Consider the following 23,104-nt stretch of genomic DNA (forward strand, 5'->3'; position numbering starts at 1 on the left):
TGGTTCCCGCGCGATTAGCTCAGCGGGAGAGCGCTTCCCTGACACGGAAGAGGTCACTGGTTCAATCCCAGTATCGCGCACCGAACGAAAGCCCCGGCCGTCTCATCGGCCGGGGCTTTCGCGTTTCCGTTACTCGCTGCGGGCAAGGGCAAGGCACGGCGGGGCGGGGCGGGGCATGAAAAAGGGTGCTGCCCGTCCGACTCCCCAGTCGTACGGGCAGCACCCTTCACCTGCCGTCCGTCCGCCGCTCCCCCGTCCCCACGGGGTTCGACGACCGATGTCCCGGCCCGGACCGCTCTTCCGGACCCGGGGCGCCGCTCAGCGCCCCGGCATCAGACCCACGGACGACGCCTGCGCCACCAGCTGATCGAAGCCTCCGAAGAGGAAGAGCAGCAGGGCGGCCAGGGGGAGCACCATGGCCGCGGCCACCAGTGGGTGGCGGGTGCCGGACTCGTGGCCGTTGAACGCGAATGCCTTGCGTCCCTGCCGTGCGATGTCCGCCATGGCCCTCTCCCTGTCGTTTGGCAGCGGCGGGCTTGTGACCTCGGGGGACGAGTGCGCCACCCGCCGCTTGACTTCAACACTAGGCGGGCGGACGGCCCCTGGCCTCATGCCTTCGTACCCATTGCCGGGCCTCCAGGAGGATGACGGGGCCTCGTCCGTGTACTCCCCTGGGTGGAGGCCGCTCCCCCGCAGTCGGGGTCTTCCCGGAGGGGATGACCGGAGGGTAGTGACTTCTCTCACTTCCGTCACTCCCTGTTGATGCGTGTCCGCCCACCGACCCTCGGCAAGATCCACTCGCGCGTGGGCGGCATACGGGTGTACCCGGGCGCTTGTACCCTCGCCCCCGGGCCTCAATCCCCTTGATCCAAGGGCCGCTTGGGCGCGCGGCACACCCGCTCCGCGCTGCCGCCCGGAACCCCTGATGCTCCCTCAAGTGTGCTGTGCCGCACTGACAATCGAATCCCACGGCGAGGGCGCGGCCTCTGAGCACGCATGCCGGATGGTCCGTAAGCTGTGCCACGTCAACAGGACGACCGGTCAGCGGGGTGGACATGGCGATGATGCGGCTCCGGCGCGAGGACCCGCGTGTCGTCGGCTCGTTCAGACTGCACCGGCGGCTCGGTGCCGGCGGCATGGGCGTGGTCTACCTGGGATCGGACCGGCGCGGGCAGCGGGTCGCCCTCAAGGTCATCCGGCCGGACCTGGCCGAGGACCAGGAGTTCCGCTCGCGGTTCGCCCGCGAGGTGTCCGCCGCCCGGCGGATCCGGGGCGGCTGCACGGCGCGGCTGGTGGCGGCGGACCTGGAGGCCGAGCGGCCGTGGTTCGCCACCCAGTACGTGCCCGGGCCCTCACTGCACGACAAAGTGGCCGAGGAGGGCCCGCTGACGGCCGCGCAGATCGCCGCCGTCGGCGCCGCGCTCTCCGAGGGACTGGTCGCCGTGCACGAGGCCGGGGTCGTCCACCGGGACCTCAAGCCCTCGAACATCCTGCTCTCCCCCAAGGGCCCGCGGATCATCGACTTCGGGATCGCCTGGGCCACCGGGGCGAGCACGCTCACCCACGTGGGTACGGCCGTCGGCTCCCCCGGCTTCCTCGCGCCCGAGCAGGTGCGGGGCGCGGCCGTCACTCCCGCCACCGACGTCTTCGCCCTCGGCGCCACCCTCGCCTACGCGGCGACCGCCGACTCGCCCTTCGGGCACGGCAGTTCCGAGGTCATGCTCTACCGCGTCGTACACGAGGAGCCGCACCTCCAGGGGGTCCCGGACGCGCTGGCACCCCTCGTACGGGCCTGCCTGGCCAAGGATCCCGAGGAGCGGCCCAGCACGCTCCAGCTGTCGATGCGGCTCAAGGAGATCGCGGCCCGCGAGGCACAGGGGCTGTCGGAGAGCCGCCCGCCGGCGCAGCGGGCCCGCACCGAGCGGCCGACGGGCCGGCTCCCCGAGGACTACGCCGAGCAGCGCACGGAGCGTCGTACCGGCGGCTCCACCACGCCCCGGGCCCAGGGCGGATCCCCCGGCGGGCCGCACTCGCGCCCCTCGTCCTCCCGCAATGCCCGCAACGCCGGCGGCCCGTCCTCCCGGCCGACCTCGGGCCGTACGGGCGGCCGCCCGGCGCCCCGGACGACGGGGACCGGGCGGCGCCCGTCACGGCCGGACCCCCGGCTGATGCGGCAGCGGCTGATCGTGTTCGTGCTGGTGACGCTGATCGTGGCGCTGGGCATCGCCGCGGCCCAGAAGCTCTAGTGCTGTGGCCCGGCAAACCTTTCCGGCGCTAGGTGTGGGGCGCCCGGGTACGGACGTACTCGGGCGCCCCGACGACGCGGCGAGGCGCGGCTACGCCGTCTCGCGGCCCTGGGCCACCGCGTAGAAGGCGACGGCGGCGGCCGCGCCCACGTTCAGCGAGTCCACTCCGTGCGCCATCGGGATCCGTACCCACTCGTCGGCGGCGACCAGCGCCTGCGTGGACAGGCCGTCTCCCTCCGCGCCGAGCATCAGCGCGACCCGGTCCAGGGACTGCGGCGCGGCCACGTCGATCGGCGAGGCCTTCTCGTGCGGGGTGAGGGCGAGCAGCTTGAAGCCCGCCTCCCGCACCGAGTCCAGGCTCTTGGGCCAGGCCTCCAGGCGGGCGTACGGGACGGAGAACACGGCGCCCATGGAGACCTTCACCGAGCGGCGGTAGAGCGGGTCCGCGCAGTCGGGGGACAGCAGCACCGCGTCCATGCCGAGGGCGGCGGCGCTGCGGAAGATGGCCCCGATGTTGGTGTGGTCGTTGACCGCTTCCATGACGACCACGCGGCGGGTCGTGGCGAGGAGTTCCCCGGCCGTGGGCAGCGGCTTGCGCTGCATGGAGGCGAGGGCGCCGCGGTGCACGTGGTAGCCGGTGACGCGTTCGGCGAGCTCGGGGCTGACGGCGTACACGGGAGCCGGGAGTTCGTCGATGACGTCGCGCATGACGTCGACCCACTTGGCCGAGAGCAGCATCGAGCGCATCTCGTAGCCGGCGTCCTTGGCGCGTCTGATGACCTTCTCGCCCTCGGCGATGAAGAGTCCTTCGGCGGGCTCACGCCTGCGCCGCAGTTCGACGTCGGTCAGACCCGTGTAGTCGCGCAGGCGCGGGTCGTCGGGGTCCTCGATGGTGATGAGATCAGCCACAGGGTGATACTGCCTTGTCCTGGGTGCGGTGCCAACGGCCTGTCAGGCGCTGGTGCTGGGGGCGCCGGTACCGGGGGCGTTGGTGTCGGGGGCGCCGGTAGCGGGGGCGTTGACGCGGACGACCTCGCCGATGACGATGACGGCCGGCGGGCGGACCTCCTCGGTGCGGACCCGCTCGCCGACCGTGGCGAGGGTGGCGTCCACCCGCCGCTGGGTGGCGGTGGTGCCCTCCTGGACGACCGCGACGGGGGTGTCGGCCGCGCGGCCGTGCCGGACGAGCGCCTCCGCGATCAGGCCGATCTTGTCGACGCCCATGAGGATCACCAGGGTGCCGGTGAGCTTCGCGAGCGCGGCCCAGTCCACGAGGGAGCGCGGGTCGTCGGGCCCGACGTGCCCGCTGACCACGGTGAACTCGTGGGCCACACCGCGGTGGGTGACCGGAATGCCGACGGCGCCGGGCACTGAGATGGAGCTGGAGATGCCGGGCACGACGGTGCAGGGGATGCCCTGTTCGGCGAGGGCCTGGAGCTCCTCCATGCCACGGCCGAAGACGTACGGGTCCCCGCCCTTGAGCCGCACCACGGCCTTGCCGGCCTTGGCGTGCTCGATCAGCGCGTTGTTGATGGCCTCCTGGGCCATGAAACGGCCGTACGGGATCTTCGCGGCGTCGATGACCTCGACGTGCGGGGGGAGCTCGTCGAGCAGGTCACGGGGGCCGAGCCGGTCGGCGATGACCACGTCGGCCTCGGCGAGGAGCCGGCGGCCGCGCACGGTGATGAGGTCGGGGTCACCGGGGCCGCCGCCGACGAGGGAGACGCCGGGGGTGCGGGGGCGGGCGGCGGTGAGGGTGCCGTCGCGCAGCCCCTCGACGACGGCGTCCCGGACGGCGGCGGAGCGGCGGGGGTCGTTGCCGCTCAGCACGGCGACGGTGACGCCCTCCACGCGGCCGGTGGCCGGGGTCCAGGCGGTGGCGGCCTCGGCGTCGTCGGCGCGCACGCACCAGACCCGCTCGCGCTCGGCCTCGGCGGAGGCGGCGTCGTTCGCGGCCCGGTCCCGGGTGGCGATGAGGGCGTACCAGGCACCGGCCAGGTCGCCCTCCTCGTAGCGGCGGCGCTCCCAGCGGATCTCACCGGTCTCGGCCATGGCGTCCACGGAGGGGGTGGCGGAGGGCGAGACGAGCAGGACGTCGGCGCCGGCCGCGACGAGCGCGGGGAGGCGGCGCTGGGCGACCTGGCCGCCGCCGATGACGACGACGCGGCGGCCGGCGAGTCGGAGTCCTACGGGGTAGGCGGGGGTGTCGGCCATGGCGGTTGCGGCTCCTGGGGGGCGGCGGTGCGGTGCTCTTGCGTGCCGCTGCGGCGCTGGAGCGGCGGGGTACTGACGTGCGGTGATGCGGTGCTGGTCCACCATACGGCGCGGCCCGTCCCGCAGCGCGGACGGGTCCCACGCCAAACCCCCTCGGGGACATGCCCAACACCCGCGCCCCAACCGCCGACGGGGCCGGGTCACGCACGCCGCCCCCCTGCCGGGGTCGACCCGGCCGGTTCGGCACCTCACCCGGGGCCTCGCCGCGGGCCTGCGGCGCCATGGGCGGCTCCACGCGGGGGCGGCACCCCTGCCCGACACCTTGCCGGGCCTCGGCGGCCCGCGGGGGCTCGGCCGTGAGCCCGGGCCAGGGGGCGGCGTACGGGCCTGGCCGCGGGGGCGAGCCTCCGGCCGGGCTGCGCAGCTGACCCGGGAGCTCGGGCGGGAGCCCGGGCCAGGGGGCGGCTCCGAGGGGGTACGGGCCTGGCCTCGGGGGGTGATGCCTTGGCCCGGGGCGGTTCTGCGCCTTGATCGGGGTCTCGGCCCTGAAGCCGGAGCCAGGGGGGCGGCTTCGAGGTGGGGCGGTGCCCCTCCGGGACGTCTCCTCGGCTCGCGAACCCTGAGCCTGACCGGCCCGTTGCCCGGCGTTGGGTTCGCTCGACCTGCGGGGACGCCCCTGCGTGTCCCCACCCCACGGCCAACCCACTCGCCACCATCCTGGGTTCCGCGCTGCGCACCCTCCAGGCACCATCCGGACTGCCGCTCCCGGAACGGTGCCGCCGCGCACAGTGCAGGGGGGCGGCCAATCCAGCCTCGCCGGCGTTTGAGGCGCGGGGTCCGGGGCGGAGCCCCGGTTAGTGAGCCGCACCCGCCCATCCCACAGCCGCCCCGCCCGACCAATCCAGCCCCGCCGGCGATTGAGGCGCGGGGGTCGGGGCGGAGCCCCGGTTAGTGAGCCGCACCCGCCCATCCCACAACCGCCCCGCCCGACCAATCCAGCCCCGCCGGCGATTGAGGCGCGGGGGTCGGGGCGGAGCCCCGGTTCGTGAGCTGCACCCGCACATCCCACAGACGCCCCGCCCGACCAATCCAGCCCCGCCGGCGATTGAGGCGGGGGGGCTGAAGCGGAGCCAGGGGGGGCGTCGGCGGCGGGGGTTACTTTTCTGTGACGCCCGCCGAGTCGAAGGTGGCCACCTCGTGCATCGCGCGAGCCGCGCTCTGGACCAGCGGGAGGGCCAGCAGCGCGCCCGTGCCCTCGCCGAGGCGGAGGTCCAGGTCGACCAGGGGGCGCAGGCCGAGCTTGTTCAGGGCCGCCACGTGCCCCGGCTCCGCGCTGCGGTGGCCCGCGATGCACGCCGAGAGGGACTCCGGGGCGATGGCCCGGGCCACCAGGGCGGCCGCGCCGGCGCTGACGCCGTCCAGGATGACCGGGGTGCGCAGGGAGGCTCCGCCCAGGAGCAGGCCGACGATCGCCGCGTGCTCCAGGCCGCCGATGGCCGCCAGGACGCCGATCGGGTCCGCCGGGTCCGGCTGGTGGAGTTCCAGGGCGCGGCGCACGACGTCGACCTTGCGGGCGTGCGTCTCGTCGTTGATGCCGGTGCCGCGGCCGGTGACCTCCGCCGGGTCGACGCCCGTGAAGACCGAGATGAGGGCGGCGGAGACCGTGGTGTTCGCGATGCCCATCTCGCCGGTGAGGAGGGCCTTGTTGCCCGCCGCCACCAGGTCGCGGGCCGTCTCGATGCCCACCTCGATGGCCGCGACGGCCTCCTCGCGGGTCATCGCCGGGCCGACCGAGAGGTCGGCCGTGCCCGGACGGACCTTGCGCGGGAGCAGGCCCGGCGTGGCCGGGAGGTCTCCGGCGACGCCGACGTCGATCACGCACACCTCGGCGCCCACCTGGTTCGCGAACGCGTTGCACACCGCGCCGCCGCCCAGGAAGTTGGCCACCATCTGCGTGGTGACCTCCTGGGGCCAGGGCGTGACGCCCTGGGCGTGCACGCCGTGGTCGCCGGCGAAGATCGCCACGGCGGCCGGCTCCGGGATCGGCGGCGGGCAGACCCGGGAGAGGCCGGCCAGCTGCGCGGAGATGATCTCCAGCATGCCCAGGGCCCCGGCGGGCTTCGTCATGCGCTTCTGCCGCTCCCAGGCCTCGCCGAGCGCCTTCGCGTCGAGCGGGCGGATGCTGGCGACCGTCTCCGAGAGCAGGTCGTGCGGCTCCTCGCCGGGCAGCGCGCGGCGCCCGTACGTCTCCTCGTGGACGACCCACGAGAGGGGCCGGCGCCGGGACCAGCCGGCCTGGGCCAGCTCGGGCTCCTCCGGGAACTCGTCGACGTACCCGACGCACAGGTAGGCGACGACCTCCAGGTGCTCCGGCAGGCCGAGCTCGCGGACCATCTCGCGCTCGTCGAAGAAGCTGACCCAGCCGACGCCGAGGCCCTCGGCGCGCGCGGCGAGCCAGAGGTTCTCGACGGCGAGGGCCGAGGAGTACGGGGCCATCTGCGGCTGGGTGTGCCGGCCGAGGGTGTGGCGGCCGCCGCGGGTGGGGTCGGCGGTGACGACGATGTTCACCGGGGTGTCGAGGATGGCCTCGATCTTGAGTTCCTTGAACTGCTTGGCCCGGCCCTTGGGCAGCGACTTCGCGTAGGCCTCGCGCTGGCGCTGGGCGAGCTCGTGCATCGTCCGGCGGGTCTCGGCGGACTTGATGACGACGAAGTCCCAGGGCTGGGAGTGGCCGACGCTGGGCGCGGTGTGGGCCGCTTCCAGAACGCGGAGCAGCACCTCGTGCGGGATCGGGTCGGTACGGAAGCCCTTGCGGATGTCGCGGCGCTCGCGCATGACGCGCAGGACGGCCTCGCGCTCGGCGTCGTCGTAGGGGGGCGCCGGATCGCCCGCGTGCTCGGCCGGGGCGACTGCCTCGGGCTGGGCTTCGGGCTGGGCCCCGGCGGGGGCGACCGGCTCGGGCTGGGCCTCGGCGGGCTCCGGCCGGACCGGTTCGGGGGCGACGGCCTCGGCCGGCGCGACCTCGATCAGCTCCGGCTCCGCGGGCTCGGCCGGGGCGACGGGCTCCGGCTGGACCGGCTCGGCGACGACGGCCAGGGCGGGGGCGACGGGCTCCGGCCCGACCTCGACCGGCTCCGGCGCGACCGGCTCGGCGGCCTCGACGGGCTCGGCCGGGACGACCTCGGCCGGGGCGCCCGGCTCGGGCTGGGCCTCGGCGGGCTCCGGCCGGCCCGGCTCCGCGACGACGGCCTCGGCCGGGGCGACGAACTCGGCCGGGGCGGCGGGCTCCGGCGCGGCCTCGGCCGACTCCGGCGTCGCGACGGGCACGACGGGCTCGTCGGCCACGACGGGCTCCGGCCGGCCGGGCTCGGCTGCCGCGGGCGCCGCCACGGCCACGACGGCCTCGGGCTGCTGCTCGGGCTGAACCACCGTTTCTGCGGGTCCCGCGAGCGGCTCGGGCTCGACGGGCGACTGCGCCGGCTCGACGGCCTGTACGGGCGCGGCCTGCGGCTCCGGCTCGGGCGCGGCCTCGACCGGCTCCGGCGCGACCACCGGCTCCGCGGCCCAGGGGGCCCCGGCCTGCGGCGGGATCTCGCCCGGCTGCGGGGCGGGGGACGCGACGGACTCCGCGCGCGGGACGTCGAGGTATTCGGGGCCCGTGGTCGGGGGCCCCGCCTGGCGGATCGGCGCGGGGACCGCCGGGCCGCTCGGCACGGTGGCCGTGGGGGCCGGAGCGGGCGCCGCGGCCGGGCCGCGGTCCGCGAGGGAACGTACGACTCCGCCGGTGGCCTCGGGCACGGGCGGGCCCATGTGCAGCGGGCGCCGGGCGGGGGCCGCGGGGGCCACCGGAGCGGCGGGGGCCGCGGGCGGCGGGACGACGAGGCCGCCGAGGTCGAGCGCGCCGGAGTCACGGCCGCCCGCCTCGTGCGCGCCCGCGCTGTAGCCGGTGTCGGGGAAGGAGGACTGGGGGAAGCCGGGGTACGCGGCGGGCTCGGGGTACCCGGCCTGCTCGGTGTACGCCGGGGCCTCGGGGTAGCCGGGGCCGGCGCCGTGGGAGGCGTCGGTGTACACCGGCGGCTCGGGGAGCTCGGGGTCCACGGGGAAGACGGGGGCCGGCGGGACGACCTGCGGGTCGCTCCACGCGCCCTGGCCGCTCGGCATCAGCAGCAGTTCCTCGTCCTCCGGCTCGGCCGGGTTGTCCATGAGGTCCTGGAAGGCGTAGCCGCCGGGGATCGGCGCCGGGGTCCGGACCGGAGCGGGGACGCCCTGCTGATCCACCATGCCCGCGCTGTCCGGGAGACCCTCGCCCGGTACCTGGCCGGTGTCAGTCATGCTTACCCCTCGCCCATCGGTTCTGCCTCGTCGGTCGCCCGGTCGCCCACGAGGCCTCCGTGCGGAGTTGCCGTGCGGGGCCGGCGTGCGACGGGTCCGTCTCACATCCGCCTGCACGACAACCACTAAGCATTGTCGCGCCCGTTAGCCATCGTGACGGCCATAACCGCCGTGGTCCTCTGTGGACTGCGCCACGTCGCGCGTTCCGGCGGTGTCGCGATGCCCGAAACGTCGGGGCAGTACGACGATCGGCCAGCCTACCCCGGCCCTCGTCTCAGCGGGTCACAGGGCGTTCTGCCGACAGGAGGAAGACCACGGAACGGTCCTGTTCGGCCCAGGTGCGGGGGTCCAGGGCGACGGACTGGAGCAGCGCGCACTCGACGGCGTACCCGTGTTCGGTGAGGCTGCGGCCGATGGCCTCCGCCTCGTCGCGAGTGGAGGCGTGGCTGACGATCCGTTCGGGGCGGCGGTCGGCGACGGCCGCGACGACCTCGGCCCCGCCGCCGCCGACGCGGACGACGTCGGGCTCGGGCAGGCTCTCCAGTGCGTGCGGTGCGCGCCCGGCGACGACCTGGAGCTGCACTCCGCGCTTGCGGGCGGCGGCAGTTGTGCGTTCGCAGGCGCGCGGGTCGGCGTCGACGGCGATGACGGCGGCGCCGAGGGCGGCGGCGTCCACGGCCACGCCGCCGGAGCCGGCGCCGATGTCCCAGACGAGGTCGCCGGTGCGCGGGCCGAGCCGGGCGAGCTGGGCGGCGCGGAGCTGCGCCGACTCCCCTTCCCCCGTGCCGGGCTGCGGGCGGGCCCAGCCGCGGTCGGCGGAGTGGGCGGCGCCCTGGCCGAGCAGCCAGCCCGGTTCGGCGGCCGGGGCCTGTCCCGCGCCGCCGATGACGATGACGACGTTCGGGTCGCGCCAGCTGTGGTCGGCGGCCTTGTCGGAGGTGAGGACGCTCACCTGCTCCCGGTCCGTGCCGAGTTCCTCGCAGACGACGAAGGTGCGGTGGACTCCGTCGAGGAGCAGTGCGAGTTCGGCGGGGCCGGCGCCCGGCGAGGTGAGGACGGCGACCTTGGCGTGGGCGCGGCACACGTTGACGGCTCGGCGCAGGGTGCGCGGGTGGGCGACGACGACCTGGGCGTCGTCCCAGGGCATGCCGGCGCGGGCGAAGGCGGCGGCGACGGAGGAGACGGCGGGGACCACCTCGACCTCCAGGCCGTGCTCCGGGGCGCGCAGGGTGCGTACGACGCCGAAGAAACCGGGGTCCCCGTCGGCGAGGACGACCACGGTGCCGCGGTGGCCGGCGATGCGGCCGGCGGCGAGGCCGAGGCTGCCGAGGCGGATGCGTTCGGCGGTGGGCGGGACCTCGGGGAGCGCGAGGTGGTGCGCGGCGCCGGCCACGAGGGTGGCGGCGGAGAGCGCGGACCGGGCGGCCGCGGTCAGGGGCGAACCGTCCCAGCCGATCACCGTGACCCGGTCGGCCATCGTCGTCAGTCTCCTGGTGGGGGTGGGGCGAAGCTTCGTCGGGGGGGGCGGGCACGGTGAGACTACCCGGTCATAGGGTCATTTCCAGTCGGCGCCGACGGTGCGGCCGTGCGCGTCGGCCCGCTGCCCGAAGGCGGTGCTGCCCGCGTACCCGTCGTAGGAGTCGTAGCCCTCGTAGCCGTCGCCGTCGTCGTCGAGGTCCTCGGGGACGAGGCTCCAGACGATGAGGTCGGTGCGGGTGTCGGTCCAGTCGCCGTCGGGGGTCTGCGTGCGCACTATCCACGCGTTGCGCAGGACGCCTTCGCTGATGCAGCCGATCTTCTGGGCCACCTGCTGGGAGGCGGTGTTGTCGGCGGGGGTGCGCAGTTCGAGGCGCTCGAACCCCTGGTCGCGGAAGAGCCATTGGGCGACGGCCAGGACGGACTCGCTGGCGTAGCCCTCTCCGCGGGCCCAGGGGGCGGTGACGTAACCGGCCTCGGTGGCGCGGGTCCGCCAGTTGGTGTTCTGGAGGTGGACGACGCCGACGAGGCGCTGGGTGAGGAACTCGGTGACGGCGAAGACGATGCCGCGGCCCTCGGTGCGTTCGGCGTGGGAGTCCCGGGTGGCCCAGCGGTGCGCGTCGGCGCGGGTGTAGGGGTGGGCCGCGGTGGTCCAGGCGGTGACCTGCTCGTCGTTCATCATCTCGGTGAGCGCGGTGACGTCCTCTTCCTCGAAGGGGCGCAGCACCAGCCGGTCCGTGCTGATGGTGACGTCCGGGAAGGTGGTAGTCATGCGCAGCTCCATGCCTGAGAAACGTGGTGCGACCGTGGTGCGATGCGACCGTGGTGAGGGACCGTTCATGCGGGACCGCCTCTACGGGTCGTAGGCCACAGCATGCAGCATCGACCGGGGGATGTGCAGGGCCGGGTTGCCCGGAAGCGGGCAGAGCTCGGCCCCGCGCGCCGTCAGGGGCGTGCGGGGCCGAGATTCCTGACCGTGGGGCCGGCGGCCCGGGGGCTGCCGGGCCGCCGGCTCAGGAGGCCGGGGTGCCGAAGGCCGGGATGACCGAGCCCTGGTACTTCTCCTCGATGAACTTCTTGACCTCGTCGGAGTTCAGGAGCTTGGCGAGCTTCTGGATCCGCGGGTCGTTCTGGTTGCCGTCCTTGACCGCGAGGAAGTTGGCGTAGGGGTTGTTCTCGGCCTTCTCCAGGATCAGCGCGTCCTTGGCGGGCGACAGCTTGGCCTCGAGGGCGTAGTTGCCGTTGATGACGGCGGCGTCCACGTCGTTCAGGGCGCGCGGGACCGTGGCGGCCTCCAGCTCCTTGAACTCCAGGCCCTTCTTGTCGGTGATGTCGGACAGCTTGGCGCTGGTGCCGACGCCCTCCTTGAGGGTGATCAGGTTGTTCGCGGCGAGCAGCTGGAGCGCGCGGCCCTCGTTGGTGGTGTCGTTGGGGACGGCTATGGTCTGGCCGGCCTTGATGTCGGAGATCGCCTTGGCCTTCTTGGAGTAGAGGCCGAGGGGCTCCAGGTGCACGTTCACGACGGGCACGATGTGCGTGCCGTTCTTCTTGTTGAAGTCGTCGAGGTACGGCTTGTGCTGGAAGAAGTTGCCGTTGACCTGGCCCTGCTCGGTCGCGGTGTTCGGCAGGACGTAGTCCGTGAACTCCTTGACGTCGAGCTTCAGGCCTTCCTTCGCCGCGAGGTTGTCCTTGACGAAGTTCAGGATGTCGGCGTGCGGGCTCGGGGAGGCCGCGATGACGAGCGGCTTGCTCTCGTCGACCTTGCCGCCGTCGGCCTTGGTGGAGGACGGGTCCGAGGAGCTGCCGCAGGCGGTGAGGCCGAGGGTGAGCGCGGTGGCCGTGGCGGCGAGGGCGGTGAGCTTGATGTTCTTGCGCACGAAGAGTGCCTTTCTTGCTGAACAAGTACCGAGGACTTGCTGGTGGTGGCCCAAGCACGACAAGTGCGGGCTCTGTGGGGTGGGAAACTCGGGGCGGCCCGGGGGCCGGTCAGGCGGTGCGGCCGCGGCGGGCCAGGAGGCGGACCACGCCGTCGCCGATCAGCTGGATCACCGTGACGAGGACGATCAGGACCGCGACGGTGGCGAACATGAAGCCGGTCTCGAAGCGCTGGAAGCCGTACGTGATGGCCTTGGAGCCGAGTCCTTCGCCGCCGACGGCTCCCGCCATGGCGGAGTAGCCGACGAGGGTGATGACGGTGGTGGTGACGGCGGCGACCAGCGAGGGCAGGGCCTGCGGCAGGAGCACCTTGCCGACGAGGGTGGGGACTCCGCCGCCCATGGACTCGACGGCCTCGATCAGGCCGTGGTCCACCTCGCGGACGGCCGTCTCGACGAGCCGGGCGAAGAAGGGGACGGCGCCGATGGCGAGCGGGACGATCATGGCGGTGGGGCCGATGAAGGTGCCGACGACCGCGGTGGTGACCGGGATCAGGAAGATCAGCAGGATGATGAACGGCAGCGAGCGGCCTATGTTCACGATCACGCCGAGGACCTTGTTGAGCGGCTGGTTCTGCAGCAGGCCGCCCTTGTCGGTGAGCACCAGCAGGATGCCGATGGGCAGTCCGCCGAGCACGGTCACCAGGGTGGACCACAGCACCATGTAGAGGGTGTCGTAGGTGCCCTGGGCGAGCAGGGGCTGCATCTCGGACCAGGTCACTTCGCACCATCCTTGACCAGCGCGGCCAGTTCGTCGTCGATCTCGTCGGTCTGCCGGGCCTCGTCGATCACGTCGACCTGGAGGCCCTGCTCGCGCAGGAAGCCCACCGGGACGACGTTGTCCTCGTAGCGGCCGGGCAGTTCGATGCGCATGCGGCCGATCAGGCGGCCGGCGACGGTGTCCATCGCGGCGCCGAGGATCGAGATGTCGATGTTGTAGGTGCGCGAGAGCTGCGAGATGACCGGCTGGGCGGCGGCCTCGCCGTGGAAGGTGACGTCGACGACCGTGCGGTCGGGGCCGCTGGCGGCGCCGGTGACCGGGAAGAGCTCGCCGGCGAGCTCGGAGCCGGGGGTGGCGAGCAGTTCGGCGACCGTGCCGGATTCGACGACGCGGCCGTTCTTCATCAGGGCGGCCGAGTCGCAGACGGTCTTGACGACGTCCATCTCGTGCGTGATGAGCAGCACGGTGAGGCCGAGTTGGCGGTTGAGGTCGCGCAGCAGCCCCAGGATGGAGCGGGTGGTCTCGGGGTCCAGGGCGCTGGTGGCCTCGTCGGAGAGCAGCACCTTGGGGTCGCCGGCCAGGGCGCGGGCGATGCCGACGCGCTGCTTCTGGCCGCCGGAGAGCTGGGTGGGGTAGGCCTTGGCCTTGTCGGCGAGGCCGACCAGGTCGAGGAGTTCGAGGGCCTTGCGGGAGCGTTCGCGGCCGGAGACGCCGAGGATCTCCAGGGGCAGTTCGATGTTGCCCTGGACGGTGCGCGAGGACAGCAGGTTGAAGTGCTGGAAGACCATGCCGATGCGGCTGCGGGCCTCGCGGAGCTCCTTGCCGGCGCGGCGGCCGCGGCCGGCGAGCGCGGTGAGGTCGACTCCGTCGACGCTCACGGTGCCGGTGGTGGGGCGCTCCAGCAGGTTCACGCAGCGGATCAGGGAGGACTTGCCGGCGCCGCTCTGGCCGATGACTCCGTAGACCTCGCCCTCGCGGACGTGGAGATCGACGCCGTCCAGGGCGGTGACCTCACGGCCACGGGACTGGTAGACCTTCGTGAGGCCCGATGTGGTGATCACAGGATTTCCGTCGCTGTCGTGTGCACGGCGCAGCGGGGTGCCGGCACGGGGCGAACATCTGGGGACGCGATACGGGACGAACCGTCAGAAAACGGTGGCTTGGGCGTATGCGCGGGGCAGGAGTGAGCCGTGCTGTTCGTCAGCGGGTGACGCGGTGGCGCGGCTGGTCTCGCTTCGGGGCGCGAGGCTCAGGAAGGGGCCCTCAGAAGGCGCACATTCGACACATACAACGAGCACCGGGCGTCATCGTCGCCTCGGTCGCAGGGGTGCGGTTGCTCGTCGTGGTCATGGGCCCAAGTAAAGCAGACGTCTCCCCTGACCGATCAACGCTGTCCGGATAGCGGACGACTTCCGCCCGCATACCGGACGGCTTCGGACCCTGCCCGCCCCCGGCGCGGCCCCCCTGACCTGCGTCGACACAGCCCCCGGACCACGCGAGGGAGCACCGGTCCGCGATCCGGCGAGCGCGGGCGTTGTGGTCAAGACCACGGTCCGCGCACCGCACGCACGCTGGAGCGCGGGGCCGGCCGGAAGGGGCGCGCGCATCGGATCTTTCGGCCCGTAATACCCTCGCTGCATGCTCGACGCCCTGACGGTCGCCATCGGCGTGGCCGCACTCGCCCTCGCCGCCTGGTGCGGCCACGCCGCATGGCGGGACCAGCCGACCAAGGACTGGCATTTCATCGGCATGGCCGTCGTGACCGTGCTGGTCCTGGCCCAGCTGGTGATCGGCCTGGTCAAGCTGGCGCAGGGCGAGAAGCCCGACGAGGGCACGGTGATCTTCGTGTCGTACCTGCTGGGCGCCTTCGCGGCGGTGCCGGCGGCCGGCATGCTCTCGCTGACCGAGCGGACCAGGTGGGGATCGGTGACGGTGGCCGCGGGCGCGGTCGTCCTCGCCGTCCTCGAAGTACGGCTCTACGACATCTGGGGAACCACCGGTGCCTGACGCTGAGACGAAGAACGTCACTCCCGCCGGGCGCAAGCGGCTGGTGTCCGGGCCCGGACTGCTGCTGGTGTGGCTCTACGGGGTGATGGTGGTGGGCGCGGTCTCGCGCTCGGCCTTCCAGATCTCCACCGAGTTCGACAAGGCACCGCTCGCCTACTCGCTGTCCGCGGTGGCGGCGCTGGCCTACGCCTTCATCACGTACTCGCTGGTGCGCGGCGGGGAGACGGCCCGCAGGGCGGCGCTGGTCTGCTGCGCCGCCGAGCTCGCCGGCGTACTGGCCGTGGGCACCTGGACCCTGGTGAACCCCGACGCCTTCCCCGACACGACCGTGTGGTCGGCCTTCGGGATGGGCTACCTGTTCATCCCGGTGATCCTGCCGGTCACCGGGATGCTCTGGCTGCGCACCAAGCGCTGAACGGCTACGCGCTGACCGCGAAGTCGGTCGGGTCCTTGGCCTCCTTCTCCAGGATCACCAGCTGGACCCCGTCGGAAGCCGTGCGGCCGCCGACCTTCACGTAGCCGGCCTTGCGGTAGAGGCGCAGGTTGGACTCGCTCTTGTGGCCGGTGTGCAGACGGAAGCGGGTGGTGGTGCCGGGGCTCGCGAGGGCCTCCTCCACCGCGCGCAGCAGGCGCGCGCCGAGGCCGTGGCCCTGCAGGCGCGGGTGGACGCACAGCTTGGCGATCTTGCCGGTGCCGTCCTCGTCCACGCTGCCGCGCACGGTGCCGACGATCTCGTCGCCGAGCCGGGCCACCAGGACGGTGTCCGTGGCGAGCTCCCCCTTGAGGGAGTCCAGGGACTGGGTGAGCGGCTGGATGAGGTAGTTGCCGTACAGCTCGGCCTCGCGCTGGAAGGCCAGGTACTGCAGTTTGAAGATCTGCTCAGCGTCCTCGGCAGCCGCCGCCGAAATGGTCACGCTCATGCCCATGTGCGCATGCCTCCAGCTCACCTGGTAGCCCGTTGGTCTACCGCTCCTTTCCCCGAAGGCCAGGAGCCGCAACCTCTGCAGCCAGCATTCTGCGCAGACATCCCAGGCAACGGGAACGGACGGGCCCCAAACTTCCTTGTGAGATACCCAACTCTCCTGCGATTTCACGGTAGGTGAGGTCTCTGGGCGAAAGAAGTGCCTTCATCAGCTCGGGACAGCGTCCGGGCAACCGGGCGACCGCCGATCGGAGTGCGCGGTTCACCTCCCGGTCCAGAAGGGCCTCTTCCGGTTCGGCCCCGGCGGCCGGTTCGCGCCCGACCGCCGGTTCGCGCCCGGCGGCCGGTTCGCCTCCCGCGCTGTCGCCCGCCGGCGGCCCGTCGTACGGGATCTCCCGCCTGGCCCGGCGCCGGGCCAGGCGGGCCTCCGCCCGTACCGCGCGGCGCAGCCAGCGCGCCGGCTCCGCCGGCTCGGCCGGATCGGGGGCGCGCCGGCCGCTCTCCAGCAGCCTGACCCAGACGGCTTGTTCCAGGTCGGCCGCGTCCACCCCGGTGCCCGCGGCCTCCGCCGCCGCCTCCGCGGAGAGCAGCGGGCCGAGCTTCTCAAAGAGGTCAGCCTTCAGCAGGTCCATGCCGGGCGGGACGAGTGGGCCGGGTCCGGCGGTTTCCGCACCGGGCCCGGCCCACTCGTTCGGGAAGCCCCGCTCAGCGGTTGACGGGGCGTCGGCCGGGGCGGAAGGCCTCCGCCGCGAGCAGTCCGGTGTCCGGGTTGTCGGTGAAGATCCCGTCGATGCCCTGTTCGAAGTAGGTCCGGAGGGCGGCGAGGGCATCGCCGTAGGCGGCCGGATCCGCGCCCTTGCGGTACTCGGCCGGCAGGAAGCTGTTCTCGTTGCGCGCGGTGTAGGGGTGCAGCACCAGCCCGTGGGCGTGCGCGTCCCTCACCAGGGTGGTCGGGGTCCCGAGCCGGCCGTCCGCCGTGCGCGGCAGGATCAGGTCCATGGTGGGCCCGATGCCCTGGGCGAAGCCGGAGATCCACTTCAGGCCCTCGGGCTTGACCAGGTCGGCGACCGTCCGCGGGTCCTCGGCCTGTTCGAAGTCCCAGGGACGGGTGTTCGCCGCGGAGAGCAGCACCACGCGGGGTGCGGAGACCAGCCGGGAGAGCCGCTGGATGCTGGAGGGCTCGAAGGACTGGAGGAAGAGGGCCGCGCCCCGCCCGTCGCGCCCGTAGCGGCGCAGCAGCTTGGCGAGCGGCTCCTCCAGGCCGAGGCCGAGGCCGCGGAAGTAGCTGGGGTGCTTGGTCTCGACGTGCAGCCAGACCCGCCTGCCGCGCCGCTTGCCCTCGCGGTCGGCCCAGCGCAGCACCTCCTCGAAGGTGGGCACGGCCCACTGGCCGTCGTAGAGGGTGTTGCGCTGGCGGACGGCGGGGATGCGTTCCTTCGCGCGCAGGGTCTTCAGCTCGGCGAGGGTGAAGTCCTCGGTGAACCAGCCGGTGACCGAGACCCCGTCGACCGACTTGGTGGTGCGCCGGGCGGCGAACCCGGGGTGGTCGGCGACGTCGGTGGTGCCGCCGATCTCGTTCTCGTGCCGGCACACCAGGTGCCCGTCCTTCGTCGGGACCAGGTCCTGCTCCACGACGTCGGCGCCCAGGTCGAGTGCCAGCTGGTAGGAGCCGAGCGTGTGCTCCGGCCGGTAGCCGCTGGCACCGCGGTGGCCGATGACCGTGGGGTAGGGGAGGTCCCGGTACCCTCCGTCGCCGTGCCCGCCGCTCGTGGCGGACGCGGGTCCCGCCGCGAGTCCGGTCATGCCGCCCCCGGCCGCCAGGACGGCCGCCCCCAGAACCGTGCGCCGCGCTGCCCCACCCTGTGTCATGAGTGCCACTCCTCGTCGTCGTGACGGGCCCGCGCTCCCGGGATCTCCGGTGTCTCGGCCTTTCGCGGCCCGTGATCGGCGTGCCGATGGTAGGCAAAACGCGGTGGCCGGAGGGGGTGCGGCGACGGCACATCCGGGGAACTTGGCGGAAACGTGTGTCAACACTCCGTATCCGACACGTGAACCCGATGTGCGCGAGGACATGACCCGCGAGTATCGTCCTCACCTGCACCACCGACGTGTGGTGGGTGCCAGAACCGCTTTTCGATGCCGGAGGGCCCACGTTGTTCCGTACGCGCCTCATCAAAGCCACTGTCGGACCCGTCATGCGCATGATGTTCCGCACCCGTGTGGAGGGCATCGAGAACATCCCCGGCGACGGCCCGGTGATCCTGGCGGGCAACCACCTCACCTTCATCGACTCCATGATCCTTCCGCTGGTGTGCGACCGTACGGTCCACTTCATCGGCAAGGACGAGTACGTGACGGGCAAGGGCATCAAGGGTCGCGCCATGGCCTGGTTCTTCACCGGCTCCGGCATGATCCCCGTCGACCGTGACGGCGCCAACGGCGGGGTCGCGGCCCTGATGACCGGCCGCCGGATCCTCGAAGAGGGCAAGATCTTCGGCATCTACCCGGAGGGCACCCGCTCCCCCGACGGCCGGCTCTACCGCGGCCGCACCGGCATCGCCCGCCTGACCCTGATGACCGGGGCCCCCGTGGTGCCGTTCGCGATGATCGGCACCGACAAGCTCCAGCCCGGCGGCGCCGGCATGCCGCGCCCGGGCCGGGTGACCGTCCGCTTCGGCGAGCCGATGGAGTTCTCCCGCTACGAGGGCATGGACCGCGACCGCTACGTGCTGCGCGCCGTCACCGACTCGGTAATGGCCGAGGTGATGCGGCTCTCGGGCCAGGAGTACGTGGACATGTACGCGACGAAGGCGAAGGCCGCGTAGCGGTCACTGCCTGCGCAGGGACCGGCTGACGCCCGCCGCCGTGGTGGTGGCGAGGACCCAGCCGGTCACGATCAGCAGGTACGACAACCACTGGTACCAGCCGCTCGGCGCGTAGGCGGACTCCTGCCCGAAGCCGATGATCGGCAGCATCAGGTCGATCGTGTAGAAGACCGCGTTGAAGTCCGGCGCCTCGCCCTGCTTGAGCGGGCGGGGCGGGGTGAGCCAGTAGGCGATCGTCCCGGTCAGCAGCAGCGCCAGCAGCCAGCCCGCCGCGCGCAGCGGCCGGAAGCCGTAGCCGACGGTGACGTCCTGGAGCAGGCCCCACAGCTGGGCGGGCCGGGGCAGGGTGCGGCGGTGCCGGCGCAGCTTGGCGAGCAGCACCGTGCGGGCGGCCGGCTCGTCGCCCGCCGTCCGGTAGGCCGCGGCGAGCTGTTCGTAGGCGTACGGGACGTACCCCGACTCCTCGCGCTCCAGTGCGGGCAGCCGCTCCTCCGCGGGCAGGTGCGGGGCGAGCGTGCGGTAGGTGAGCCCGTCGATGCGGATCGTTTCCGGCCAGGTTTCGGGCGGGATGTGCAGCATGTCGAACTGGGAGCGCCGCAGGTTGACCCCGCCCCGAAGGGTCTCGCAGTGCCTCAGCCACACCTCGCCGACGGCACAGCTGGAGGCGCGCAGGGCGAACCCGTCGGGGTTGTCGAGGACGGCACGGCTGAGGTTGAGCTGGCCCGGTATCCGCGAGCCCGTGAGGTTGACCAGGCCGTGGGCCTCCAGCCCGTGGCCCCGCAGGTCGCCGCCGACGCTGAGGTTCTCGGCGTGCAGGGCGGTGCCGCCGGGGGCGAGCAGGCGGGACTCGTTGAGGTTGACCTGGCCGCCGACGGTGGCGCCGTTCATGCGCGTCTGGCCGTGGACGGTGAGGTCATTGGCGATGATGTCGGTGCCGATGTCGACGTGGTTGAGCTGGAGCGCCGGCTCGTCCGCCTCCTCACCGGCCGAGGGGCCGATCACGGCCCCCTGGAGGAACAGTCCGCCGGTGATCCTGGCACCCTGCAGGCGGACGGGGCCCGTGATCCGGCAGCAGGAGAGCCGCAGGACCACGTCGACGCGCAGGGTGGCCGCGGTGAGGCCGGGGAGGGTGGAGTAGCCGAGCACGAGGGCGCGCAACTGGGCCCCGTACAGCAGGGGTTTGCGCTCGAACCAGCAGTCGCGCAACCGGATGGGATGGTCGACGACGGCGTACCGGAGGTCGAGCTTCCCGACGATCTTCGCGCCCTTGACCTTGAGGCCGGCGACCCGGCCCTCCTCGGCGCGGCCGGCGCCCAGCAGCAGGGCGCGCAGCACCTCGGCGCGGACGGTCCGGTCCGGCCCCCAGCCGGCTCCGTCCACGGAGCTGTCGTCGGGCTGTGCGCGGAAGTCGACGCCCTCGCCGCGCGGGAAGGCGTCCCATATGCGGCGCTCGGCCGGGGTCAGGTCGTTGATCTCCATCGGCGGGATGGTGTCCCGAGGTTCGACGGGCTGTCAACTTCGGCCGGGCCACCACCCGGTGGCGGAGCGTCAGTGCTCGATGCCGTCCTGGAGCCGCTGGCCCTTCAGCAGGAACCAGGCGGCCGCGGCGGTGGCCAGCAGGACGGCGGCACCGACGCCGGAGGCGAGGCGCAGGCCGTCGACGAAGGCGTCCTGGGCGGCGTCCACCATCTGCGTGGCGGTGGCCGGGTCCAGTGACCTGGCGGCTTCGACGGCCCCGCCGAGGGATGCGTGCGCGGCGTCGGCCACCGGCCCCGCGGCGCCGGCCGGGGCGGTGAAGCCCTGGTAGACGCCGGTGACGACGGAGCCGAGCAGGGCGATGCCGAGGGCGGCGCCGAGTTCGTACGCGGTCTCGGAGACGGCGGAGGCCGAACCGGCCTGCTCCTTGGGCACGCTGGAGAGGATGACGTCGGCGGTGACGGTGAAGGAGAAGCCCGCGCCGAGGCCGACGACGAGCAGGGCGGCGCCGAGCACCGGGTAGCCGCTCTCCTTGTGGATCACGGTCAGGACGGCCAGGGCCAGGCCGATGGCGGCGAGGCCGCCGGTCACGATGGACCGTACGGAGTACCTGCGGGCGTACCTGCCCGCGATCAGGCCGGTGACCACCGCGCCGACGGCGGCGGGCAGTTCGGCGAGGCCTGCCTCCAGCGGGCCGCGGCCCTGTACGAGCTGGAGGAATTGCGAGAGGAAGAAGACCAGTCCGGAGAGGCCGAAGACGGTGAGCAGGTCGGCGAGGACCGCGCCGGAGAAGCCGCGGTGCTGGAAGAGCCGCATGTCGAGCAGCGGGGACGGCAGGGTGAACTGGCGGCGGACGAAGGCGTACAGGGCGCCCGCGCCGAGCCCGGCGGTGGCCGCGACCTCCCAGGTCAGGCCGTGGGTGGCGACTTCCTTGACGGCGTAGACCACGCTGATGACGCCGACGAGGGAGAGAGCGACGCTGACGAGGTCCCAGGGGCCGGCGACCGGGTTCTTGGACTCGGGCAGCAGCTTGATGCCGACGAGGACCAGGGCGAGCATCACGGGCAGGTTGATGAGGAAGACCGAGCCCCACCAGAAGTGCTGGAGCAGGGCTCCGCCGACGACGGGGCCGACGGCCGCGCCGGCCGAGGCGGTGGCCCCCCAGATGCCGATGGCGAGGCTGCGCTCCTTGGGATCGTGGAAGATGTTGCGGATCAGCGCGAGGGTGGACGGCATCAGGGTGGCGCCGGCCACGCCGAGCAGGGCCCGGGCGACGATCATCATCTCGGGGCTGGTGGCGTAGGCGCCCAGGACCGAGACGGCGCCGAAGGCGGTGGCGCCGACGAGGAGCAGCTTCTTTCGGCCGATGCGGTCGCCGAGGCTGCCCATCGACACCAGCAGTCCGGCGATGACGAAGGAGTAGATGTCGCCGATCCACAGCAGCTGGGTGCCGGACGGCTTGAGGTCCTCGCTGAGGGAGGGGGTGGCGAGGCCGAGTACGGTGGCGTCCACCGCGACCAGCAGCACGGCAAGGACGAGCACGGAGAGCGCGAGCCAGCGCCCCCTGCTCTTCCCCTCCGTTCCCGTCTGCCTGCTCAGCTGTTCGGTACGGCTCATTTCTCCACACTCCGTCGGGCGCCACCGAGCAGCAGCTCGGTGATCATGTACTGAAAGTCCTTGGCGGCGACCCGGCCGTCCATGACGGCCCAGGCGCAGCTGCCGATGAGGCCGTAGAGGGCCTCGGTGAGCCATGCGGGGCTCAGGTCGATCCGGATGTCGCCCTCTTCCTGGCCGCGCCGGAACAGGGCGGTGACGCGGGCGTCGAGCCGGGACCATCCCTCGTTGATCTGGTCGCCTTCGAAGAGCTGGTTCTCGGTGACGAGGAAGGCCAGCAGTTCGGCATTGGGCTCGGTCTCGGCGACGAGGCGTCTGAGCGCCTCCACGGCGGTGCCCTCGTCGAGGCGGGCGCGGTCGAACGCCACCTCGAACTCCCGGATGCCGAGCTCTTCGAGGGCTCGTACGAGGGCGTCCCGCCCGGCGAAGTGCCGGTGGAGGGTCGCGCGCCCGATTCCGGCGGCGCGGGCGACCTCGTCCATCGTGGCGGTCGATTTGCGGGAGAGCAGGGCGGCCGCGTCGCGGAGCACCTGGTCACGATCCATGGCCATGAGACAAGCATACCCCGAATGAGACGCCACTGTCTCATTCGGCTCGAAAATGAGCTGCCCGAGGGCGGCCGGAACGGAATCCTGCCTTGATGAAGCCACTGCTGCTGATCGACGTCGACGGACCGCTGAACCCCTACGCGGCCAAGGCCCATCGCCGCCCGGAGGGCTACACCACCCACCGGATGCGGCCGACGGGCTGGCGGGAGGCGGAGAGCGCGAAGCCGTTGCGGGTCTGGCTCAATCCCGCCCACGGGGAGGAGCTGCTCGCGCTGGCGGACGCGTACGAGCTGGTGTGGGCCACGACCTGGAAGGACGAGGCGAACGACTGGATAGGCCCCCGCCTCGGCCTGCCCCGGCTGCCGTTCATCGACTGGCCGTCGATGCACGGCCGGGCGCCGCGCGGCACCTTCTGGAAGACGCAGTACGTCCTCGCATACGCGGGCGGGCGGCCCTTCGCGTGGGTCGACGACGACATCACGGCGATGGACCGGGAGTACGTCGAGCAGCGCCATCCGGCGCACGCGCTGCTGCTGCGGATCGACGAGCAGATCGGCCTGGTCCGTGCGGACTTCGGCACTCTGGCCGCGTGGGCGGCATCGCGGCCGTGACAGCGACGGGCCGTTCTCGATCGACGCCATCCGCTGCCACCCCGGCATGCCGGAGGGGGGGGGGGGGGGGGGGGGCCCCCCCCCCGTTTTTTGGGGCACGGTTGTGTCTTCTTTTTGTTCGTTCGGGCGTGCGCTTCTAGGGGGGGGTACCTCCGCTTGCGTTTTTTGGGGGGAGAGA

General features: G+C 72.9%; 20 protein-coding genes and 1 tRNA gene. 6 read left to right on the top strand and 15 right to left on the bottom strand.

What is annotated here, in order from left to right:
* The first annotated feature begins 8 nt into the window (after positions 1-8).
* A tRNA-Val gene (locus ACZ6JT_RS26945) sits at positions 9-80 on the top strand.
* A 238-nt stretch (positions 81-318) separates the two neighbouring features.
* Here the strand turns inward: ACZ6JT_RS26945 and ACZ6JT_RS26950 are convergent.
* Positions 319-504: a hypothetical protein gene (locus ACZ6JT_RS26950; protein WP_327412946.1), complete on the bottom strand. Its 186-nt coding sequence runs from the start codon at positions 502-504 to the stop codon at positions 319-321.
* A 551-nt stretch (positions 505-1,055) separates the two neighbouring features.
* Between ACZ6JT_RS26950 and ACZ6JT_RS26955 the strand changes: the two genes are divergently transcribed.
* Complete coding sequence (locus ACZ6JT_RS26955; RefSeq protein WP_469213588.1) at positions 1,056-2,246, top strand: serine/threonine-protein kinase; 1,191 nt, start codon at positions 1,056-1,058, stop codon at positions 2,244-2,246.
* Positions 2,247-2,336: 90 nt separating this feature from the next.
* Here ACZ6JT_RS26955 and ACZ6JT_RS26960 read toward each other — a convergent pair whose 3' ends face one another.
* The 8 genes from ACZ6JT_RS26960 to ACZ6JT_RS26995 form a co-directional block, all read right to left on the bottom strand.
* Positions 2,337-3,155, bottom strand: coding sequence for a TrmH family RNA methyltransferase (locus ACZ6JT_RS26960; protein ID WP_469213590.1), 819 nt, complete (start codon positions 3,153-3,155; stop codon positions 2,337-2,339).
* A gap of 42 nt (positions 3,156-3,197) precedes the next feature.
* Positions 3,198-4,460: a uroporphyrinogen-III C-methyltransferase gene (gene cobA / locus ACZ6JT_RS26965; protein ID WP_469213592.1), complete on the bottom strand. Its 1,263-nt coding sequence runs from the start codon at positions 4,458-4,460 to the stop codon at positions 3,198-3,200.
* A 1,155-nt stretch (positions 4,461-5,615) separates the two neighbouring features.
* Positions 5,616-8,792 carry a nicotinate-nucleotide--dimethylbenzimidazole phosphoribosyltransferase gene (gene cobT, locus ACZ6JT_RS26970; protein ID WP_469213594.1) on the bottom strand — a complete coding sequence of 1,059 codons (3,177 nt, stop codon included), beginning with the start codon at positions 8,790-8,792 and terminating at the stop codon, positions 5,616-5,618.
* A 274-nt stretch (positions 8,793-9,066) separates the two neighbouring features.
* The gene (cbiE, locus tag ACZ6JT_RS26975) at positions 9,067-10,269 is read right to left on the bottom strand and encodes a precorrin-6y C5,15-methyltransferase (decarboxylating) subunit CbiE (RefSeq protein WP_469213596.1); all 1,203 of its coding nucleotides are present in this window, start codon (positions 10,267-10,269) and stop codon (positions 9,067-9,069) included.
* 78 nt (positions 10,270-10,347) lie between these two features.
* Positions 10,348-11,040: a GNAT family N-acetyltransferase gene (locus ACZ6JT_RS26980; protein WP_469213598.1), complete on the bottom strand. Its 693-nt coding sequence runs from the start codon at positions 11,038-11,040 to the stop codon at positions 10,348-10,350.
* A gap of 241 nt (positions 11,041-11,281) precedes the next feature.
* Positions 11,282-12,145, bottom strand: coding sequence for a MetQ/NlpA family ABC transporter substrate-binding protein (locus ACZ6JT_RS26985; protein ID WP_469213600.1), 864 nt, complete (start codon positions 12,143-12,145; stop codon positions 11,282-11,284).
* Between the two features lie 109 nt (positions 12,146-12,254).
* Positions 12,255-12,923, bottom strand: coding sequence for a methionine ABC transporter permease (locus ACZ6JT_RS26990; RefSeq protein ID WP_469213602.1), 669 nt, complete (start codon positions 12,921-12,923; stop codon positions 12,255-12,257).
* Complete coding sequence (locus tag ACZ6JT_RS26995; protein ID WP_469213604.1) at positions 12,920-13,984, bottom strand: methionine ABC transporter ATP-binding protein; 1,065 nt, start codon at positions 13,982-13,984, stop codon at positions 12,920-12,922. The genes ACZ6JT_RS26990 and ACZ6JT_RS26995 overlap by 4 nt, the downstream gene beginning before the upstream one ends.
* Positions 13,985-14,561: 577 nt before the next feature.
* On the opposite strand from ACZ6JT_RS26995, the gene ACZ6JT_RS27000 reads away from it, so the two are divergent.
* Both ACZ6JT_RS27000 and ACZ6JT_RS27005 read left to right on the top strand, forming a co-directional pair.
* Positions 14,562-14,930: a hypothetical protein gene (locus ACZ6JT_RS27000; protein WP_362857958.1), complete on the top strand. Its 369-nt coding sequence runs from the start codon at positions 14,562-14,564 to the stop codon at positions 14,928-14,930.
* A complete protein-coding gene (locus ACZ6JT_RS27005) occupies positions 14,923-15,345 on the top strand; it encodes a hypothetical protein (RefSeq protein WP_469213606.1) in 423 nt (140 codons plus the stop codon). The genes ACZ6JT_RS27000 and ACZ6JT_RS27005 overlap by 8 nt, the downstream gene beginning before the upstream one ends.
* Positions 15,346-15,349: 4 nt before the next feature.
* Here the strand turns inward: ACZ6JT_RS27005 and ACZ6JT_RS27010 are convergent, their stop codons facing one another.
* The 3 genes from ACZ6JT_RS27010 to ACZ6JT_RS27020 all read right to left on the bottom strand — a co-directional run bounded on the left by ACZ6JT_RS27010 (position 15,350) and on the right by ACZ6JT_RS27020 (position 17,721).
* Positions 15,350-15,856: a GNAT family N-acetyltransferase gene (locus ACZ6JT_RS27010; protein ID WP_469213608.1), complete on the bottom strand. Its 507-nt coding sequence runs from the start codon at positions 15,854-15,856 to the stop codon at positions 15,350-15,352.
* A 37-nt stretch (positions 15,857-15,893) separates the two neighbouring features.
* Positions 15,894-16,484, bottom strand: coding sequence for an RNA polymerase sigma factor (locus ACZ6JT_RS27015; RefSeq protein ID WP_469213610.1), 591 nt, complete (start codon positions 16,482-16,484; stop codon positions 15,894-15,896).
* Positions 16,485-16,557: 73 nt separating this feature from the next.
* Entirely contained in the window at positions 16,558-17,721 is a 1,164-nt protein-coding gene (locus ACZ6JT_RS27020; protein ID WP_469213612.1) for a glycerophosphodiester phosphodiesterase, read from the bottom strand.
* A gap of 326 nt (positions 17,722-18,047) precedes the next feature.
* On the opposite strand from ACZ6JT_RS27020, the gene ACZ6JT_RS27025 reads away from it, so the two are divergent.
* A complete protein-coding gene (locus tag ACZ6JT_RS27025; protein WP_037805411.1) occupies positions 18,048-18,677 on the top strand; it encodes a lysophospholipid acyltransferase family protein in 630 nt (209 codons plus the stop codon).
* A 3-nt stretch (positions 18,678-18,680) separates the two neighbouring features.
* On the opposite strand, the gene ACZ6JT_RS27030 is transcribed toward ACZ6JT_RS27025, so the two are convergent.
* From ACZ6JT_RS27030 to ACZ6JT_RS27040, 3 genes are all read right to left on the bottom strand, one after another.
* A complete protein-coding gene (locus ACZ6JT_RS27030) occupies positions 18,681-20,156 on the bottom strand; it encodes a membrane-associated oxidoreductase (protein WP_469213614.1) in 1,476 nt (491 codons plus the stop codon).
* A gap of 69 nt (positions 20,157-20,225) precedes the next feature.
* On the bottom strand, positions 20,226-21,770 hold the full coding sequence (locus tag ACZ6JT_RS27035; protein WP_469213615.1) for an MFS transporter: 1,545 nt from the start codon (positions 21,768-21,770) through the stop codon (positions 20,226-20,228).
* Positions 21,767-22,318: a TetR/AcrR family transcriptional regulator gene (locus ACZ6JT_RS27040; protein ID WP_469213617.1), complete on the bottom strand. Its 552-nt coding sequence runs from the start codon at positions 22,316-22,318 to the stop codon at positions 21,767-21,769. The genes ACZ6JT_RS27035 and ACZ6JT_RS27040 overlap by 4 nt, the downstream gene beginning before the upstream one ends.
* 89 nt (positions 22,319-22,407) lie before the next feature.
* Here ACZ6JT_RS27040 and ACZ6JT_RS27045 point away from each other — a divergent pair, with 89 nt between their 5' ends.
* Entirely contained in the window at positions 22,408-22,926 is a 519-nt protein-coding gene (locus ACZ6JT_RS27045; protein WP_469213618.1) for an HAD domain-containing protein, read from the top strand.
* Positions 22,927-23,104: the final 178 nt, after the last annotated feature.

The organism is Streptomyces sp. NPDC046308 (genome assembly GCF_055588065.1).

What these genes read in the sequence shown, in the direction of transcription:
- ACZ6JT_RS26950 (WP_327412946.1), bottom strand. Translation starts at nt 504, where the DNA reads ATGGCGGACATCGCACGGCAGGGACGCAAGGCATTCGCGTTCAACGGC.
- ACZ6JT_RS26955 (WP_469213588.1), top strand. Translation starts at nt 1,056, where the DNA reads ATGGCGATGATGCGGCTCCGGCGCGAGGACCCGCGTGTCGTCGGCTCG.
- cobA (WP_469213592.1), bottom strand. Translation starts at nt 4,460, where the DNA reads ATGGCCGACACCCCCGCCTACCCCGTAGGACTCCGACTCGCCGGCCGC.
- cobT (WP_469213594.1), bottom strand. Translation starts at nt 8,792, where the DNA reads ATGACTGACACCGGCCAGGTACCGGGCGAGGGTCTCCCGGACAGCGCG.
- cbiE (WP_469213596.1), bottom strand. Translation starts at nt 10,269, where the DNA reads ATGGCCGACCGGGTCACGGTGATCGGCTGGGACGGTTCGCCCCTGACC.
- ACZ6JT_RS26980 (WP_469213598.1), bottom strand. Translation starts at nt 11,040, where the DNA reads ATGACTACCACCTTCCCGGACGTCACCATCAGCACGGACCGGCTGGTG.
- ACZ6JT_RS27000 (WP_362857958.1), top strand. Translation starts at nt 14,562, where the DNA reads ATGCTCGACGCCCTGACGGTCGCCATCGGCGTGGCCGCACTCGCCCTC.
- ACZ6JT_RS27010 (WP_469213608.1), bottom strand. Translation starts at nt 15,856, where the DNA reads ATGGGCATGAGCGTGACCATTTCGGCGGCGGCTGCCGAGGACGCTGAG.
- ACZ6JT_RS27015 (WP_469213610.1), bottom strand. Translation starts at nt 16,484, where the DNA reads ATGGACCTGCTGAAGGCTGACCTCTTTGAGAAGCTCGGCCCGCTGCTC.
- ACZ6JT_RS27020 (WP_469213612.1), bottom strand. Translation starts at nt 17,721, where the DNA reads ATGACACAGGGTGGGGCAGCGCGGCGCACGGTTCTGGGGGCGGCCGTC.
- ACZ6JT_RS27025 (WP_037805411.1), top strand. Translation starts at nt 18,048, where the DNA reads ATGCGCATGATGTTCCGCACCCGTGTGGAGGGCATCGAGAACATCCCC.
- ACZ6JT_RS27030 (WP_469213614.1), bottom strand. Translation starts at nt 20,156, where the DNA reads ATGGAGATCAACGACCTGACCCCGGCCGAGCGCCGCATATGGGACGCC.
- ACZ6JT_RS27035 (WP_469213615.1), bottom strand. Translation starts at nt 21,770, where the DNA reads ATGAGCCGTACCGAACAGCTGAGCAGGCAGACGGGAACGGAGGGGAAG.
- ACZ6JT_RS27040 (WP_469213617.1), bottom strand. Translation starts at nt 22,318, where the DNA reads ATGGCCATGGATCGTGACCAGGTGCTCCGCGACGCGGCCGCCCTGCTC.
- ACZ6JT_RS27045 (WP_469213618.1), top strand. Translation starts at nt 22,408, where the DNA reads ATGAAGCCACTGCTGCTGATCGACGTCGACGGACCGCTGAACCCCTAC.